8 protein-coding genes are annotated in these 16863 nt (G+C 60.2%); 3 read left to right on the forward strand and 5 right to left on the reverse strand.

The window, feature by feature from the left end; genetic code table 11:
- Positions 1-20 precede the first annotated feature (20 nt).
- From HKK52_RS27565 to HKK52_RS27580, 4 genes are all read right to left on the reverse strand, one after another.
- Positions 21-2888 carry an RHS repeat domain-containing protein gene (locus HKK52_RS27565; RefSeq protein ID WP_169373366.1) on the reverse strand — a complete coding sequence of 956 codons (2868 nt, stop codon included), beginning with the start codon at positions 2886-2888 and terminating at the stop codon, positions 21-23.
- Complete coding sequence (locus HKK52_RS27570) at positions 2885-5710, reverse strand: RHS repeat domain-containing protein (protein ID WP_169373367.1); 2826 nt, start codon at positions 5708-5710, stop codon at positions 2885-2887. The genes HKK52_RS27565 and HKK52_RS27570 overlap by 4 nt, the downstream gene beginning before the upstream one ends.
- Positions 5707-10191 (reverse strand): SpvB/TcaC N-terminal domain-containing protein, encoded by a 4485-nt coding sequence (locus HKK52_RS27575; RefSeq protein ID WP_169373368.1) that lies wholly within the window; start codon positions 10189-10191, stop codon positions 5707-5709. The genes HKK52_RS27570 and HKK52_RS27575 overlap by 4 nt, the downstream gene beginning before the upstream one ends.
- 234 nt (positions 10192-10425) lie before the next feature.
- The gene (locus HKK52_RS27580) at positions 10426-11949 is read right to left on the reverse strand and encodes a fumarate hydratase (protein ID WP_169373369.1); all 1524 of its coding nucleotides are present in this window, start codon (positions 11947-11949) and stop codon (positions 10426-10428) included.
- 478 nt (positions 11950-12427) lie between these two features.
- Here HKK52_RS27580 and HKK52_RS27585 point away from each other — a divergent pair, with 478 nt between their 5' ends.
- Genes HKK52_RS27585 through HKK52_RS27595 form a run of 3 tightly spaced genes read left to right on the forward strand, consistent with a single transcriptional unit; the run spans position 12428 to position 15243 of the window.
- Positions 12428-13534 (forward strand): GGDEF domain-containing protein, encoded by a 1107-nt coding sequence (locus HKK52_RS27585; RefSeq protein WP_169373370.1) that lies wholly within the window; start codon positions 12428-12430, stop codon positions 13532-13534.
- A complete protein-coding gene (locus tag HKK52_RS27590; protein ID WP_169373371.1) occupies positions 13527-14462 on the forward strand; it encodes an iron-sulfur-binding ferredoxin reductase in 936 nt (311 codons plus the stop codon). Before HKK52_RS27585 ends, HKK52_RS27590 begins: the two co-directional genes overlap by 8 nt.
- 31 nt (positions 14463-14493) lie before the next feature.
- Entirely contained in the window at positions 14494-15243 is a 750-nt protein-coding gene (locus tag HKK52_RS27595; RefSeq protein ID WP_169373372.1) for an enoyl-CoA hydratase-related protein, read from the forward strand.
- Positions 15244-15462: 219 nt separating this feature from the next.
- Here HKK52_RS27595 and HKK52_RS27600 read toward each other — a convergent pair whose 3' ends face one another.
- The gene (locus HKK52_RS27600; protein ID WP_169373373.1) at positions 15463-16716 is read right to left on the reverse strand and encodes a delta-60 repeat domain-containing protein; all 1254 of its coding nucleotides are present in this window, start codon (positions 16714-16716) and stop codon (positions 15463-15465) included.
- Between the last annotated feature and the right edge of the window lie 147 nt (positions 16717-16863).

The raw sequence follows: 16863 nt of genomic DNA on the forward strand, positions 1-16863 counted from the left end.
CCGATGCCCTGATGGCGTGATTAAGCCAGCAGGGTTGCCTGCGTTTTGCGCAACTGGGTGATGGTCGCGTCCGTCCTGCTTTTGATGTTGTCGAGTGTATCGCCTTCTGGCGTTCCGAAAACTTTACTAAACGGTCTATAGGTATTAATGGAGTCACGTCCTGCCGTTTCAAAAAGACTTCCTATTTCCTCTACGCTCTTGTTCAGAACATCGATCATGCCGCTGATGAAAGAATTCCCTCTGCCGACTTTTTCCGGGGTGAGTGTTTTTCCGGCGCCAACGACTTCATGCAGTATTTCGAAAGCACCCGCCAGCGTACTGACCATCGCGCCGATTTCGCTGGCCAATTCGGGATTGGCGACTTTGGCGACGGTGTTGGCTGCCGCGGTCCCACCTTCTTTGCTGGCCTTCAGCCAACCCGCTTTGTTCAATTGAACGACGCCTCTGGCGATGCCCTTGAACTTTCTGATGACGTAGGGGGCGAAGTCCATCGTTTTGTAATCACCTTTGCTGACGATTCGCTCGGGGTTCAGCTTGCCTGCCTTGAACTTGACCGAAGCGCTCAAGCTCAAGCTTTCGGCCGCAAAGTCGATACCGGAGCTGATAGCCTTTTTGGTAAGAAATCCGAGAATGATGCCAAATGCAACGCCAACCGGTCCGGCGACGCTACCCAGTGCGGCAGCGGCGCCACCGACGCCGACTCCCAGACCGTAGCTGAGCGCTTGCCCACCGATATGAGCCACAGTGCGAATGGCGGCGGAGGCACCATGGGAGGATGCCGAGCGATGGTTGGCAATTTGCCTTCGCGCTTCCTTGGCCCTGCGGCTGGTAAGCTCAAGAATCTTCAAGTGGCGCTCGATCGCATCCGATAAATTCCGGTTGGCTATCTGTTGCCGCCGAACCGCTGCGGCTTTCGCTCTTCTGGCTGCGCGCTCGTCGTCAGGTTCGATCATCAGTTTCATGAAGCTGCGTCTGGCTTCACCGTCCGCGTCAACGAAGATGATGGGGTTATTGCCGACAAACGCATAGAGGTTCAGCCCATCCACATCTCCCGCCGGATCGGCACTCACCCAGCGTTGCAACCATGGTGCGTAATAGCGCGCACCGTAGTAATAAAGCCCGCTGACATCCATCTCCTTGCCGGAATATCGAATCGTTTTGTAACTCGCCTCAACCGCCGAGCGCGCCGCCCACCAGGCGGTACCACCGAAAGGGTAGTAGATTTCCTGACTGATCCGTTCGCCATGACGGTCCAGTTCCAGTGAGCTGGAACCCAAGTGATCGTCAAGACTGTAGCGCAGTTGATCGGGTTCGATATCGGCTGGCTGGCCGGTGACCCAATGCAGACAACGCACGTTGCCGGGCAAAGTGATGACGTGCAGCGCTTCGGTGTTGTCCCGCGTGCGGATTTCAAGGCCCGGCAGGTAAAGCACAGTGCGCGTGTGGGTGACCGCTCTAGCCTGTGACACTGCTTGTTTACTGACTCGCACCCCTTGGCTATAGACGTACGTTTCTTCGTCGTCGGTAGCGTCGCTGCGTTCGATCAGCCGGGCCACTGCCAGTTGACCGCGACTATTCCAGTGCAACGGTTGACCCTTTTGCAGTGACAGCAAATTACCCTGGGCATCGAAGTGCTCTTCGAAGACCGGATCGGGATCACCTTCCTCCCAGCGCACACCGCGGTTGCTGTGGGGATTGATGCGAAAGACATGGGTGTGATTGTTGTTGTCACGCTCGTGGCGCAAGGTCGTCAGGTTACTACCGGCATCGTAGTCATAATGCTGCACGTAGTTATAGCGGCGTGCGGTGTCGATCGGGCTTTGCACGGGTGGCAAGCCAGGTCGACGGTTGGGTGTTTCGGCTTCGAAACCGCTGGCCCGGATCAATCTGTACAGCGAGTCATACTTGAACTGTCGGTTGCTTTCCACGCGCTGGTTGGCGAAATACACCGTGGCCAGGGTGTGGTCATCGATACGCAGCACATTGCCGGTCGGATCGTATTGGTACATCAGGTCTTGCAGCAACGCCTGGCCGGGTTTCCCAACCTTGAGGGTGCACAGGCGCCCGTCGGCCGGGTCATAAGTCCAGTTGCTGATCACGTTATTGGCGGCGGTTTGCGCCAGGCGCTGGCCGGCGGCGTTGTATTGGGCATCGAGCAAGATCGGTTGCGGCGCAAGGTCGGTTTTGAGCTGCAGTAACACCTGCTTGAGTTGTCCGGCGATGTCATACCGCAACTGTTGCTGGTGCTGGCCGGCGTCAGTCTGGTTGAGCACGGCACCAAGCGCACTGTAGTTTCGGTGGCTGAGATAAGCCTGACCCTGGGCAAATGTCCGGGTTTCGCGCAACGCCTGGCCGCCGAGATTGAAGCTATCGATGTTGACGCGGCCCGAAGGATCGACTTGCTCGATCATCTGGCCGCGCAGGTTGTGGCCGGCCTCTGCCAAGCCGTGAGCATAGGTGAAGCGCTCGACGTTTGGCTGGGCGTTTTCTTCCAGGGCGATAACGCGCAGCTGATCGTCATAGGTGGTTCGCCAGTGGTTGGCGCGTTGGTCCCAGTGTTGCAGCACTTCACCGCCGACCCCGAACAGGCTCAAACGCCAACCGGCATCGACGCTGTCGATCCGCACGGGGGCGCCGGTCAGTTGATAGACCGTGATCACATTCGCTGTCGGCGCGTGATCGAACAGTCTGGGGTCCCATTGTTCGACGGCGCGGCCCGGAACGTCGTGGAGGTGACGGTCGATGAGTGTTTCCACTGCTGCACCCGCGACCTTGCGCAGGTACTCGACCCGACGAACGATAAGGCCTCGGCTGTCGTTGACACTTAACGTCGGCGTCCCCGAATGCACAGACGCGAATGGCCCACCGGCCCTTTGGAAGGTTGTCATCTTAGCGAGGCCTTTTTGGCGGCAGTGTTGCGTTGCTGCGCTAAAAACTGATTATCCGTGGTGCCCGCCTCCTTATAGGCGGCCATGGCCCCTTGAAGTTGATGGATGTTATGGAGCGTTGCGGTGGTTGCCTGTTGCAGGCCTGCCCGGGTAATCGGTGCACGCGCTCCATTGGGGCCTTGTCCCAACTGGACGACGTTTGTGCCCAGTGCATCGAAAGCGTTTTCCATCCAGGCGCTACGTTGCAGGGTGGCGGTTTTCCAATCAGCCAGCATGCCGTCGATTTTTGCGATCTTGGCCGGGTCGAGCCCGTTCTTGATGTCCTCAGCCTCTACCGCCCGTTGAAACATTGTGAATGCTCCAGGGAGGATCGATATCCACGCGCCCATGCCTCTATTTATGATGAAGTCCGGATTGAGGATTGCGTTCAGCGTCGGATCAATCACCTCATCCTTGATACTGCTCCAGTTGAGCTGTATTTCGTTGGCGACTTCAGGGACGCCTAGCGCACGATCAATCGCTGCAACGGACATCGTGGAGGTTTGCGGTATGAGCGGGCCCGTGCGTCCCATGTTTTGCGCAAAAGTTGTTAATTGACCGCCCAGCTGCGTAACCGTGTCGGTTATTGAGCCGGCAATATCCCCACCAAAATTGCCGCCAGTCACCGCCTCGACGTACGGCAACCTGTCGGTGCCACCGACGGAGGTCGCGTGAGGGACATCCGGTATGAGTTGGCCTGCTTGCGCACCGAAGACGTTGCCGGCTTCATAACCGATTACCCCGGCGGGCACCACGCTGACGAAATTCATTAGCAGATTCCGCTTGATGTGCTTTTTATTGACGACGTCATGCACCTGTCCGAGTGTCTTGGTGGAAAGCTCGCCGAGGACGGAAATGAATTCCGCGTAGAAGGTAATCGCATTTTCCGCTTTGACCCCACCTTCAGGATCCACATAGCGCAACGGATTGTTCCCCACAAACCCATACAGATTCAGCCCATCCACATCACCCCCCGGATCGGCACTGACCCAACGCTGCAACCCCGCCGCGTAATACCGGGCACCGTAGTAATACAGCCCACTGTCATCCATCTCCTTGCCCGAATAACGAATGGTCTTGTAGCTGACTTCCAGCCGTGAACCGGCCGTCAGCCAGGCCGTGCCGCCAAACGGGTAGTAGCCTTCGTGGCTGATCACCCGCGCCTGTTGATCGAGCTCCATCGCACAGGAACCCAAATGGTCGTCGAGGTTGTAGCGCAGTTGATTGGCTTCGATGCCTTCCGGCTGGCCCGCCACCCAATGCAGACAACGCACCTGACCGCGCCCGCCTGAGACGGTGATCACGTGCAGTTCTTCGCCGTTGTCGCGCGTGCGGATTTCCAGGCCCGGCAGGTACAGTACGTTTTGGAAATGCGTGGTCGAGGGCGTGTGGCTCTTATGGCTTTTGCGGACGCGGACGCCCTGGCTGTAAAGGTAAGTTTCTTCGTCGTCGGGCAGGCCGTTGCTGTGTTCGAGCAGGACGACTTGGCTCAGTTGATCCCGGGCATTCCAGCTCATGGGCTGACCCCGTTGCAGGGCCAGCAGGTTACCGTGGCGGTCGAACAGTTCGTCGAGGATCGGCTGCGGATCGCCGTCTTTCCAGCGTGCGCCACGGTTGCTTGTCGGGGAGATGAACATGCGCTGGGTATAACTGGCGCCGTCGCGTTCGTGGGACAACGTGATCAGGTTGCCGCCCGCGTCATAGTCATAACGCTGCGTGTAGTTATGGCGATTGTTCGGGTCGCCAGGCTGCGGTCGCCCCGGCAGGTCCGACGGCGGGGCGTCGTCGTAGCCGGTGGCGCTGCGCAGTTGATACTGCGAGTCGTAGCGGAAGTCGCGGTGGCCGTCGATGCGCTGGTTGCGGAAATAGGCGGGTGTGAAGCCCAGGTCTTCGATGCGCGTCACGTTGCCCATGGGGTCGTAGACATACGCAAAATCCTGCAGCGGTTTTTCCTGGTTTTTTTGCGCCTTGAGCTGGCTCAGGCGACCATCGGCCGGGTCGTAGGTCCAGGTGCTGAGCACGCCGTTACCCGCGTGTTGCGCGATGATCTGGCCGGCGGCGTTGTACTGCGCATCGCTGAGGATGTCCTGCACATCGCCGCCGGCATCGATCAACAACTGCACCTGCTTGAGTTGCCCGGCGATGTCGTAGCGAAACCGCTGCTCATGCTGGCCGGCATCGCTCTGCTTCAACACCACACCGAGCGCACTGACGAGCCGGGTACTGCGATAGGCGCGATCATCGGCAAACGTGCGGCTTTCGCGCAGTGCCTGGCCGTCCAGGCTGTAGCTGTCGAAGCGCAGGCTGCCCGAGGGATCACGTTGCTCGATCAGCTGTCCGCGCAGGTTATGGCCGGCGTCGGCCGAGGCGTCGGCATAGGTGAAGCGTTCGACGTCCGGCCGGGCGTTTTCTTCGAGGGCGATGACGCGCAGTTGGTTGTCAAAAGTGGTGCGCCAATGACTGCCACGTGCGTCCCAGCGTTGCAGCACTTCACCGGCCACCCCGGCCAGGCTCAGGCGCCAGCCGGCATCGACGCTGTCGACACTGACGGGCTCGCCGGACAGTCGATAAATCGTGCTCAGGTTGGGTTTTGGTGCGTTGCCCGACAGTCGCGGATCCCATTGCTCGGTCAGCCGGCCAACGACGTCATGGTGTTGGTGGGTGATGAGCGCTTGCGCGGTTGACCCGGCTTCTTTACGCCAGTACGCGACTTGGCGAACAGACAGGCCGCGACTGTCGTTGACCACCAGCGAAGGTGTACGCCAGTGCACCGTGTTGTTCATGGCGCAAGTACCTTGGGTGTCACGGGCGGTGTGTAGGTGTCATTGAAGTCGTGATGGGTGCTGTACCAGGGATTGATGGAATCGAACGACATGTAACCTTTGGCGCTGATCACTTTGATCGGACGGCCCAACGCGTCGTAGAACTGTTGATCGTGATAGCCGAACAGGCGGAAGGACTGGTCGCGGATGTAGCCATGGGTGTTGCAAAAATAGGGGCGGAACACTCGCGTCGCCGCGCCCTTGTTGTTGTATTCCACCCGTTCGCTGATGCGCCAGCGCGAATCCGTGTGTTGCTCCAACGGTTTGCCATCCACCAGCTCCAGTTCGAGGTGTTCGTCGGCGCTGTAGGCAATCCCCGGCTCGACCTTTTGCTGGGTTTGCAAGGCACGGCCGAAGCCATCCACGCAGGCTTTGACGATCTGGATCTGCTGCAGCGGATCATCGTGGTAGCGGTCAGCGGTGAGGACCACGCTGTGCACCGGTTCGCGCGGTGCCGCCGCGATCAATTCCTTGAGTGCCTGTTCAGCCGAAGTCCGGGACTTGAGCCTGGCCAGGCGCACCCGGGCACTGGCGCGAATGTGCAGGCTCGGCAACACATAACCGTCCGCGATCCAGCCGGCCAGCCAGGCGGAGGATTGCCGGGTGGATTCGGGGAGCCGGCCCATCCAGCTGAACAAGTCCTTGCGCAGGATGCTGGCCGCTTGTTGCAGTGCGGCGTGTGGGTCGGCGATCGCCGAATCCGGCAGGTGATTGTCGGGGAGCTCGTATTCACTCAGCGGCCGGAACCCGGCGCGTTCGCCGTTTTCGGTTCCATAAAAACTGTCCGCCAGCGGCTGGCCAAAGGGTTCGTAAATTGCTTCCTGTATGTTTTCGTTGGCGTCGATGATGCGCAACGGTAGCAGGGCGTGGTAATCGTATTTGACGTGGGTGGTGCAGCCATCCGGCAGTTCGACCCGGATGACTGCCAGGTGATAGGCGTCGTAGTCGGCGAGGGTGACCCCATGGCTCAGGGTTTCGTGGTATTTGCGCACTTTGTAGAAGTCGGCAGGGTCGCCGTACTCGGCAAACCCGTACCGGGAGGACCACAGGTTTTTCTTCAGGTCTTCCTCGGCATTTGGCTCAAGGAACAGCGGCATGGGCTCGTAGCCGATCTTCGCCAGTTCTGCGCGAATGTCGAACGGTGGAGCCAACTGGTTGTAGGCGTTCAGCGCAGTTTCATCCAGCTGCGCGATCTCCTGGGGGGCAGCCAGGGCTTCGAAGTCTGCCTCGCCATCGGCAAGCACCGTGCGATCAGTTGTTTTGAAATAACGCTGGACCACCTGCGTCGTCAATTCCCGCCCGTTGTTCCATTCAACGCTGTTGAGATGGGCGAGGATCAACTCATAGTTGATCTGTTCCGGATTGAGCCCTGCCGGTAACAAGCCCTTGGGCAACTTCAATGCGTTACCGCGTTGCCGATAAGGCAGCCCCAGTCGCCAGCCTTGTGGCTCGGTGAGGTGAATGAACTCGGCGCGCGATTCGCTCAGGTAGTAAGACTGCTGGGCCGGGTCGTGGGCATCCCGCCACCAGGCTTGCTCATCCGCATCATCGAACGGTGGCGTGTCGAGAGCGGTTTTACGTCGGGCATAGTGAACGGTGAGCGAATGGCTCGGCAGGCCAAACTGATCCTGGCTCAAGGTGATTTCGTGCTGGCACAGCGGGTCGTCGATAAAGCGTTCGTACTGGTAGCTGATGGTTTCCAGCAGCGAAGGCAGCAGCACCGCGTAGGGCGAATGCTCATCCATGGCCCGCAGTTCACGGACTTTGTAGCGGTACTCCTGCACCTGATAGGGCCGGTCGTCGTTCCACGCGTAAGTTTCCGTCCGCATCACGGAACCGGCGAGGGCATAGGCGATTTCGTCGGCAGTCGGTGCGTCTGGCGTGACCGGTTCATCGCAGCCATCGCTGACGTGGTAGCGGCAGAACAGCGTATCGCCCAGTGCCTGGGCCTCGGAGTCCGCGCTGAAATAACCCTCGCGCGGCATGTCCACCTGGCGGCCGGTATGGAACCAGGTGCAGACCAGCGCCGGTTCCGTGAAACCGCTGTCAGTCTCGTCCGGGCTGGCTTCGCTGTCGGTCTGGCGAATCAGGCCAAAGCCGCGGAACTCGCGTTCGATGCCGTCGTAGTAGCCTTGGGCATAAGTCAGTGTCTGCGCCAGGCGATTGCCGTTGATTTCATCGCGTTGGAACTGTTCCTTGACCACTTGCACCGCAAACGGCAAGTACGACACCGGGAGCATTTTGCGCTTGAGCAACTGTTGTTTTTCGTCCAGCCACTCCTGGCCCGAGCTGCGATATTTGACCCGTGTGCAACAGCCCATATTGTTGTTGCTCATACCCAGCAGGTAGGGACGGGCGTGGACAAAATCATAGCGCCAATGCCGTGGCTTCATGTGTGGCACGGTCAGGATCAAACTGCTGCAACCCAGGCCTTGCAGGTCGGCGAGGGTGACCTGGCACAGGTTGTCGTAGCGCACACCTTCGGGCCACGGCACCCGCACCGGTGTCTGCTCCAGGCCATTGCCGCCGCGGTTGAAGTAGATATCGAAGCCATCGGATTGCAGGTAAATCAGCGCGGGCGCCCCCGAGCCATCCAGGTCAGCGATGCGTACGCGCGCGGCATCGAACTCGGGGTAGGTGAAGGGCAGGGCACTCATCAAAAAACCCTCGCCGAACCGCCCGTGGCCCAGGTTCGGCCAGCATTTGATCTCATTGTGGCGAATGCGGCACAGCTCGCTCATGTCGCTGCCCAGCATGTTGCCGAAAAACACCAGTTCGCTGGGCGAGTCGCTGAACAACGGCAAGCGGTCGTCGACCGGTGTGTGGGGCACGTCCTGGCCCTTGGCAAAACCTTTGTCGCGCCGGTTGGCGTACAGGCGCACGCTCTTGGGGCCGATCAGTGCCAGGGAGCTGAGGCCGTCGCCGGTCAAGTCGCCCATTTGCGCAAAGGATTGGAGGTACTCCGGCGGGAACGCGGTGAAGGGGATGAACTCGGACCAATTGCGATCCGGCTTGAGGGCACGAAAGCCGTTCATGCCCGGTTGGGCGATGATCCAGTCCAGACGCCCGTCACCGGTCAGGTCGGTGAGGATCTGCTGCACGGGCCTGGAGTGATCGGCGCGCGGTATCTGGCTCAGTTCTGTCCACGGGCCATAGGCGACGGCATCGCCGCCAGCTTCGACGCGCAAGGGCTCACGGTAATACCAGCATTGGCCGTAGCGACAGAGAAACCCCACCAGGCTCTCGCCGAACAGGTCGATGCATTGAAAGCGTTGGCCGTCTTCGAGGCCGGGCATGTGATCGAACGGGAAGAATGCGCTGGGCTGAGTGTTGAGTTCGAACGGTGAATAGTCGAACTCCATCGGAGGCATGTTTTCCACCGCACCACTGGCGTCGTATGCCTGATAGTGCGCCGCGACCAATTGGTTGTACGCCAGCGACGTGGTGCGATATTCCAGCAACAGCCGCCGAACCAGCGCCGGGGTCGGCCCCAATTCGTCGGGGAAGTGGTGAAACATCAAGACCTGATGACACAGGCGCCGGGTGCCGACTTCGAACCCGTTGCCATAGTGATGGAACGGATCGCTGCGCATCAGCCACGGGTTCAACCCTTCCGGACCATAGATCGGCTTCTGTTCCAGATCCAGGGTGCGTTCACCGTAGTCGAACAGCAGGTGGAAGTGCCACGAAGGCTGCTCCTGCTCGTTCCAGCCATACAAATGGCTGCTCGCTGCAGCGTTGCCATAGAGCACCCGATGCAGGTAACGCTGGGCCCGGTAGTCATGGGCCTGGCCGGGCGCCGGCGCTGAATCCTCCGCCTTGTACTCGTAGCCAATGTGTTCGCCGTGGGCGTTCAAGCTTTCCTGCAACAACCACGAGGCCACACGTTGCGGGTCTTGCGGGTCGGCCACCCGTGCGGTGTCGGCTTTGCCGAACAGGTGCAGGCTGCCGTCGACGCCGTGTACCAGCCAGAAACCCTGAGGGTTGGCGTCCGAGCGCCAGAATTCGATCAGCTCGAAGGCTGATTCGACGCGCGGGTAATAACGCACCACGTTGTGCGGACCAATCGGCAAGCCGCGGTATTGGGTTTCGGTCCGGGACTTGATCGCCCCCTGTTCATCACGCTCGGGGCGCCACTGCTGGCCGTCGTGGCCGATCATCACATCATCGTCGAGGTAGCGCGGCACACCCTTGCTGGTCTGGCGGGAAATCGCGCTGTGGTGGATACCCCAGCCGATCCCGAACGAGCCATTGCCGGACAGGCTGTCGTAGCGCAGCATCAGGCTCGGGTCGAAGCCACGCCCGGCCGACAGCGGCAAAGGCAGCTCGAATGAAGCACTGCCGGTAAAACCGACCGGCCCCCAGCTTTTACCCACGGTGGCAATCGAGGCACTCCGGGAAATGGAGGGCGTGGTGATGCTCAGCGACGCTTGGTCTTCCATTTTGCTTGATCCTGTCTCGAGCCTGCTCCGTGTCGGTAACAGGTGTCGTGGTAGATCAACGCTATCAAGATGACGGCTGCGCGTAACCTGTCAGATCTGACAGGTGGACTTGGGTTTTCTAGAACGAATAGCTTGGCAATCGTGGCTGTTTATAACGAGCGGTCAAACGGCAGGCAAAAAAAACGGCCGGGTCATCTGGAGAGACGACCCGGCCGTGTCTGGTGGGTGAAGCGCTTACTGCACTTCGACCGCCAGGCTTTCACTGATCTTTTTCTGCCAGATCGCAGGACCGGTGATGTGTACCGACTCACCGTTGCTATCTACGGCAACGGTGACCGGCATGTCTTTGACGTCGAACTCGTAGATGGCTTCCATCCCCAGTTCGGCGAACGCCACGACGCGGGATTTCTTGATCGCTTGCGCCACCAGGTAAGCCGCTCCGCCGACTGCCATCAGGTACACGGCCTTGTGGTCCTTGATCGCTTCGATCGCGGTCGGGCCGCGCTCGGATTTGCCGATCATGCCCAGCAGGCCGGTTTGCTCGAGGATCTGACGGGTGAACTTGTCCATCCGCGTCGCGGTGGTCGGACCGGCAGGCCCAACCACTTCTTCGCGCACCGGATCAACCGGGCCGACGTAGTAGATGAAGCGACCTTTCAGATCCACCGGCAGGGTTTCACCCTTGTTCAGCATCTCGACCATGCGCTTGTGCGCGGCGTCGCGACCGGTGAGCATCTTGCCGTTGAGCAGCACGGTTTCGCCCGGCTTCCAGCTTTGCACGTCTTCCGGGGTCAGGGTGTCGAGGTTGACACGACGGGCCGATGGGCCGGCTTCCCAGACGATTTCCGGGTAGGCGTCCAGCGGTGGCGCTTCCAGCGAAGCCGGGCCGGAACCGTCGAGCACGAAGTGCGCGTGACGGGTGGCGGCGCAGTTCGGGATCATGCACACCGGCAACGAAGCGGCGTGGGTCGGGTAATCCATGATCTTCACGTCGAGCACGGTGGTCAGGCCACCCAGGCCCTGGGCGCCGATGCCCAGTTGGTTGACCTTTTCGAACAGCTCCAGGCGCATCTCTTCGATACGGTTGGACGGGCCGCGCTTTTTCAGCTCGTGAATGTCGATGGATTCCATCAACACTTCCTTGGCCATCACTGCGGCTTTCTCGGCGGTGCCGCCGATGCCGATGCCGAGCATGCCCGGTGGGCACCAGCCGGCGCCCATGGTTGGCACGGTCTTCAGCACCCAGTCGACGATCGAGTCGGACGGGTTGAGCATGGCCATCTTCGATTTGTTTTCGGAGCCGCCGCCCTTGGCCGCCACGTCCACTTCCACGGTGTTACCCGGAACGATGGAGTAGTGGATCACGGCCGGGGTGTTGTCCTTGGTGTTTTTCCGAGCGCCCGCCGGGTCGGCGAGGATCGAGGCACGCAGGACGTTTTCCGGCAGGTTGTACGCCTGGCGCACGCCTTGGTTGATCATGTCGTCCAGGCTCATGGTCGCGCCATCCCAACGCACGTCCATGCCCACACGGACAAACACGGTGACGATGCCGGTGTCCTGGCAGATCGGACGGTGGCCGGTGGCGCACATGCGCGAGTTGATCAGGATTTGCGCCATCGAATCACGGGCCGCTGGCGATTCTTCGCGCAGGTAGGCTTCGTGCATCGCCTGAATGAAGTCAACGGGGTGGTAATAGGAAATGAACTGCAGGGCGTCGGCAACGCTCTGAATCAGGTCGTCTTGCTTGATCACGGTCATGAGTCGCGCTCCTCTAAAAGACGGGAACATTCAATAAGGTGCTTGCAGCTTGGGTGCATCGGTCGGTTGCAAGCACCTTTACAAGGCACGCCGGGGCAGCTGGCGCGACGCTAAAAAGGCGCGGCAGTATAACGCGGCTCGGTGGCGGGTACACGCGCCGACAGTCAATCGTTGGTCGTATAGGGAGCACACGGTTCCCTGTAGGGGCTGTGCAGGAGCTGTCGAGTGAAACGAGGCTGCGATCTTTTCAGGTTCACTCGAGACTCAAACGAACGCAGAAAGATCGCAGCCTCGTTTCACTCGACAGCTCCTACCGGGGGGCGTACGCACAGGGACACAGCGGATTCCAGTCAGCGTTCTGACGCCAGTTTTCCGCTCCGAAAATTGAATGGTCATTTATCGGTCACCCCACTAAAGTGGCAATCGGTCTGTAGAGTAGGACACTCTTTCAGCCTCTCCTCCTTCGGTGAGTCAACGATTGACCCATAACGCCATCCAGCGCCTGTTGCTCAAACGTTTTGCCCTCGCGGCCGGCACCTATGCCCTGGCATTACTGCTGCTGTGGCTGGCGTTTTTTACCGGGCACTTCGATGCACCCCTGGCCAGTGTCGCGGTGGGCAGTGCGCTGGTGGTCATCACTCAGGCGGCGTTGTTTGCGGTGTTCTACAGCGGTTGCAACCTGCGCTTTAGCGATCCGAGCCTGACCGAAGTCCAGGTATTGCTGGGGCTGGGCTGGCAAACCTGGTTGATCTTTCACCTGGACGAGGCCCGCGGCGCGTTCCTGGTCTTCTACATCCTGATTTTGCTGTTCGGCCTGTTCCATTTGTCACGCCGCGCCTTCGTGCGGTGCGCGCTGTTGGTGTTCTTCAGTTTCAGCGCGATCACGCTGTGGGAGGGCTACCACTTCCAGTTGCCCGAGCCGGCCCTGGCGCTGTTGCAGGTGTGTGTGCTGTTTATCGTGCTGGTGTGGCTGGTGCTTTACGCCCGTTACGTCCAGGCCTCGCGCCAGCTCATGCGCCAGCGCCGCTTCGCCTTGCAGGCGCATCAAGACACCCTGCGCGGGATGATGCGCCAGCTCGAAGACCTGGTGGCCACCGACGAACTCACTGGCCTGTTCAACCGCCGCCACTTCCTGCGCCTGGCCTCCCGCGAACTCAGTGCGATGGATGCCGGTGTAGTCCACGGCCTGGCGCTGATCGACCTCGACCACTTCAAACGCATCAACGACGTACACGGCCATGCCGCCGGCGATCAGGTGCTGCAAGCCTTCGCCGGAGTGGCCACGGCGTGCCTGCGCAACGGCGATGTACTGGCCCGTTACGGCGGCGAAGAATTCGTGGTGTTGCTCCCCGACTGTGATGCCGAACGCCTGACCTCCTGCTGCGAGCGGCTGCGCATCGCGTTCACCGATGTCGAATTGTTCGGCCTGAGCGTGAGCAACCTCAGCCTGAGCGCCGGCATGACCTTGCTGGAACTGGGCGACGACCTCGACGACGCCTTGCAACGCGCCGACCAGGCGCTGTATCGCGCCAAACGCGACGGCCGCAATCGTTGCGCGGCAGCGTGGGAGAACGTTGATGCCTGAGTTGCGCGTCGGCGAACGCCAATGGTCGGTGGCGGCGGGCAGCAACCTGCTCGATGCCTTGAATCAGAACGGCGTGTCAGTGCCTTACAGCTGCCGCGCCGGCAGTTGCCATGCGTGTCTGGTGCAATGTGTGCAAGGGTTGCCCAGCGACAGTCGTCCCGATGCCCTGAGCGCGGAGCAACGCCAGCAAGGTTGGCGCCTGGCCTGTCAGTGTGCGGTGGTCGAGGACTTGCAGGTGCACACCTTCGACCCGCAGCGCGATGGCAGCCCCGCCGAAGTCGCCGCCGTCGATTGGCTCAGTGCCAATGTGCTGCGCCTGCGCCTGATCACCCAACGACCGCTGCGCTACGGCGCCGGCCAGCATTTGGTGTTGTGGGCCGGCCGCGTGGCGCGTCCGTATTCGCTGGCGAGCCTGCCGGACGAAGACCGCTTCCTGGAGTTTCACCTCGATTGCCGCCAGCCCGGCGAATTCAGCGACGCCGCGCGTCAGCTGCAGATCGGCGATACGCTGCGCCTCGGCGAACTGCGCGGCGGCGCCCTGCATTACGACCCGGACTGGCACACTCGACCGCTGTGGCTGTTGGCGGCCGGCACCGGTCTGGGGCCGTTGTTCGGCATCTTGCGCGAAGCGTTGCGCCAGGATCACCAGGGCGCCATCCGCGTCATTCACCTGGCCCATGACGCTGATGAGCATTACCTGGCCAAACCCCTGCAAGCCATGGCCGCGGGCCGTGACAACCTCACGGTCGAGCTCTGGACCCCGGCCGAGTTGCCGCAGGCGTTGGCGCAACTGCGGCTTGTTTCCCGGCAAACCCTGGCCTTACTCTGCGGTGGCCCCGACAGTGTCGACGCCTTTGCCCGGCGCCTGTACCTGGCGGGACTGCCGCGCAATCAACTGCTGGCCGATACCTTCCTGCCCCGTGGTTGAGCGCTGATCGTATAACGACGCGAGACTCGCCATGCCCGATGCCATCCAACTTGAACGCGAGCGCGGTCTGCTGACCTTGCGCCTGAACCGCCCGGACAAGAAAAATGCCCTGACCCGCGCCATGTACAGCCGCTTGGCCGAAGCGCTGAAACAGGCCGACAGCGACCCGGAAATCAACGCCGTGCTGATCACCGGCAGCAGCGAATGCTTTACCGCCGGCAACGACATCGCCGACTTTATCCAGCAACCGCCGAGCAACCTCGACAGCCCGGTGTTCCATTTCATGCTCAGCCTGCTCGACTGCCGCAAACCGCTGATCGCCGCCGTGGCCGGCGCGGCGGTGGGGATTGGCACCACGCTGTTGCTGCATTGCGATCTGGTCTACGTCAGCCGCGATGCGCGGTTGCGCATGCCGTTCGTTAATCTCGGGTTATGCCCGGAGTTTGGTTCCAGCCTGATCCTGCCAAGATTGCTCGGCCACGCGAAAGCGGCGGAGTTGTTGTTGCTAGGCGAAGGGTTCAGTGGTGAACAAGCGGCGGAATGGGGCATTGCCACCGAAGCGTTGGATAGTGGCGAAGCGGCGCTGACCAAGGCGCGGGAGATGGCGTTGAAGTTTGAATCGTTGCCAAGCGAGGCCGTGCGCATCAGCAAGCAATTGATGAAAGCGCCGGATCGGGAAGTGATCCGCAAAGTGATCGAAGAAGAGGGCGTGTTGTTTACCCAACGGCTGCGTTCGCCGGAAGCGCTGGCGGCGTTGTCGGGGTTTATCAACCGGCATTGAGTCTTGTGGTGATCGGGCGGGCCTCTTCGCGGGCAAGCCTCGCTCCTACGAGGGGCGTGGGTGTTCACGGAATGTGTGCCAACCACAAGGCTCTGTCGGCGCGAGGCTTGCCCGCGACGGCGTCATCTCTGTCACCACACTTCCAGGTCCAGGAACCAAAAGCCCCGCCGTTCACACGGCGGGGCTTTTGTTTTTTCGCTGTGGGATCGTCGGGCCCGACTAACCAAGGAAGCGGTGCATTTTGTGGTTTTGGGTTAGCAGCAAACGCCCATTGGGTTGTGCCGCTATAGTTCCCTCGCCTTCTTTCTTGAGGGTGGTGAAGTTGTCATCCTCGCCGAAATCTGCATCACGACTGCCGTCAAGCAAGAATCGCGCGAGTTTAATGTCCTCAATACCCGGGCCGGCTGCGTAGCCACGCACGTTCAGATGCTTGGTAGTCGCCACAGCGCCTAGCCAGCGGAAGTTTGCATCGGGAACTCGGGTCAAGACCGGGCCTTCACCCTTATTGAAGCCGGGATTTTTTTCGCCGTCAGCCGTAAAAGACGCAAGGACGGCAGCCCCCGTGTTTCCAGCAGCTGGAGAGCTCCCGGCGAGATAAATGTTTTGCTCGCTATCCTGAATAACCGCGCGGATGACCGTTCGCCGCTCAGCAATCTTCAATGTTGCATATCCTTTATCGCCAAACACTGGTCGACCATCGTCCCCATCGTCGAGCTGTCCCTGTGCATTAAAACGGGCAGCAAATCCGTAATCTCTCCCCGCAGGGATGGCAGTGCCGCCGACGACAATCTTCACATGCTTGCTGGTATCTATCTGCACAAGTATGCCTTCAATCTGGAGGACAGTTTCCGGAAGGTGAACGTTTACAACACCCCCCGCGCCAAAAGAATCGTCCAGTGTTCCATTACTATTGAGGCGAGCCAATCGAGTATCGACGCTGGCTGAGATAGCCACCAGGATCTTACCGTCGGGTTGTACCGCACTGGCAGTCTTTGAAAATTTATGACCCTCTGGAATGTCATTGAACCTGATAACAGTGCTGCCTTCGACACCAAAATCGTTGTCCAGCGTACCGTCGGCATTGAAGCAGGTGATGCCGATGAAACACATATCGTTATGTTGGTCCGGTTCACATTGTCCGATCACGAGGATTTTCTTTTCGTCGTCGACCAGGTGGATTTGTCCGGGAACGTTGCGGGCGGTATTTTTTTCAAACTGAGCGATTGAATAACCGGAACCACTATTTCCGAACGAGAGATTGGGGCCCCCGTTCTCCAGGCGCTTGGTTAATATGAATTCGCTATCCTTAATGAGTGTGACAAAGCTGCTGTCGCCAAGTTTTTTGGCCACTTTGCCGGCTGTGCTGACAGTGAGAGCAGTGACCGTCGTGCCGTCACCTTCTCGGCTCAGGTCTGCTACTCCGTTGCCGCCAAACGAAAGATCGGGTGTGCCTGGCTTGTTTTGAGTCGTCATGCTCGCTTTCCTTCCCTGTGAGATGGGGGGGTTGTCCTGACGCCGAACGATCCGTGTCGGGGCCCAAGGTAAAGAATGCGAGAGCAGCGGGCTACTGTCAGAACTGACAGTGGATTAAACCATTCGGACATAAAAAAGCCCTGCCGT

The sequence above is a fragment of the Pseudomonas sp. ADAK2 genome, assembly GCF_012935755.1.
Classification (GTDB): Bacteria; Pseudomonadota; Gammaproteobacteria; order Pseudomonadales; family Pseudomonadaceae; genus Aquipseudomonas.

Excerpts from the sequence above, each read along its gene's own strand:
- HKK52_RS27595 (WP_169373372.1), top strand. The coding sequence starts at position 14,494 with ATGCCCGATGCCATCCAACTTGAACGCGAGCGCGGTCTGCTGACCTTG.
- HKK52_RS27575 (WP_169373368.1), bottom strand. The coding sequence starts at position 10,191 with ATGGAAGACCAAGCGTCGCTGAGCATCACCACGCCCTCCATTTCCCGG.
- HKK52_RS27600 (WP_169373373.1), bottom strand. The coding sequence starts at position 16,716 with ATGACGACTCAAAACAAGCCAGGCACACCCGATCTTTCGTTTGGCGGC.
- HKK52_RS27590 (WP_169373371.1), top strand. The coding sequence starts at position 13,527 with ATGCCTGAGTTGCGCGTCGGCGAACGCCAATGGTCGGTGGCGGCGGGC.
- HKK52_RS27570 (WP_169373367.1), bottom strand. The coding sequence starts at position 5,710 with ATGAACAACACGGTGCACTGGCGTACACCTTCGCTGGTGGTCAACGAC.
- HKK52_RS27580 (WP_169373369.1), bottom strand. The coding sequence starts at position 11,949 with ATGACCGTGATCAAGCAAGACGACCTGATTCAGAGCGTTGCCGACGCC.
- HKK52_RS27565 (WP_169373366.1), bottom strand. The coding sequence starts at position 2,888 with ATGACAACCTTCCAAAGGGCCGGTGGGCCATTCGCGTCTGTGCATTCG.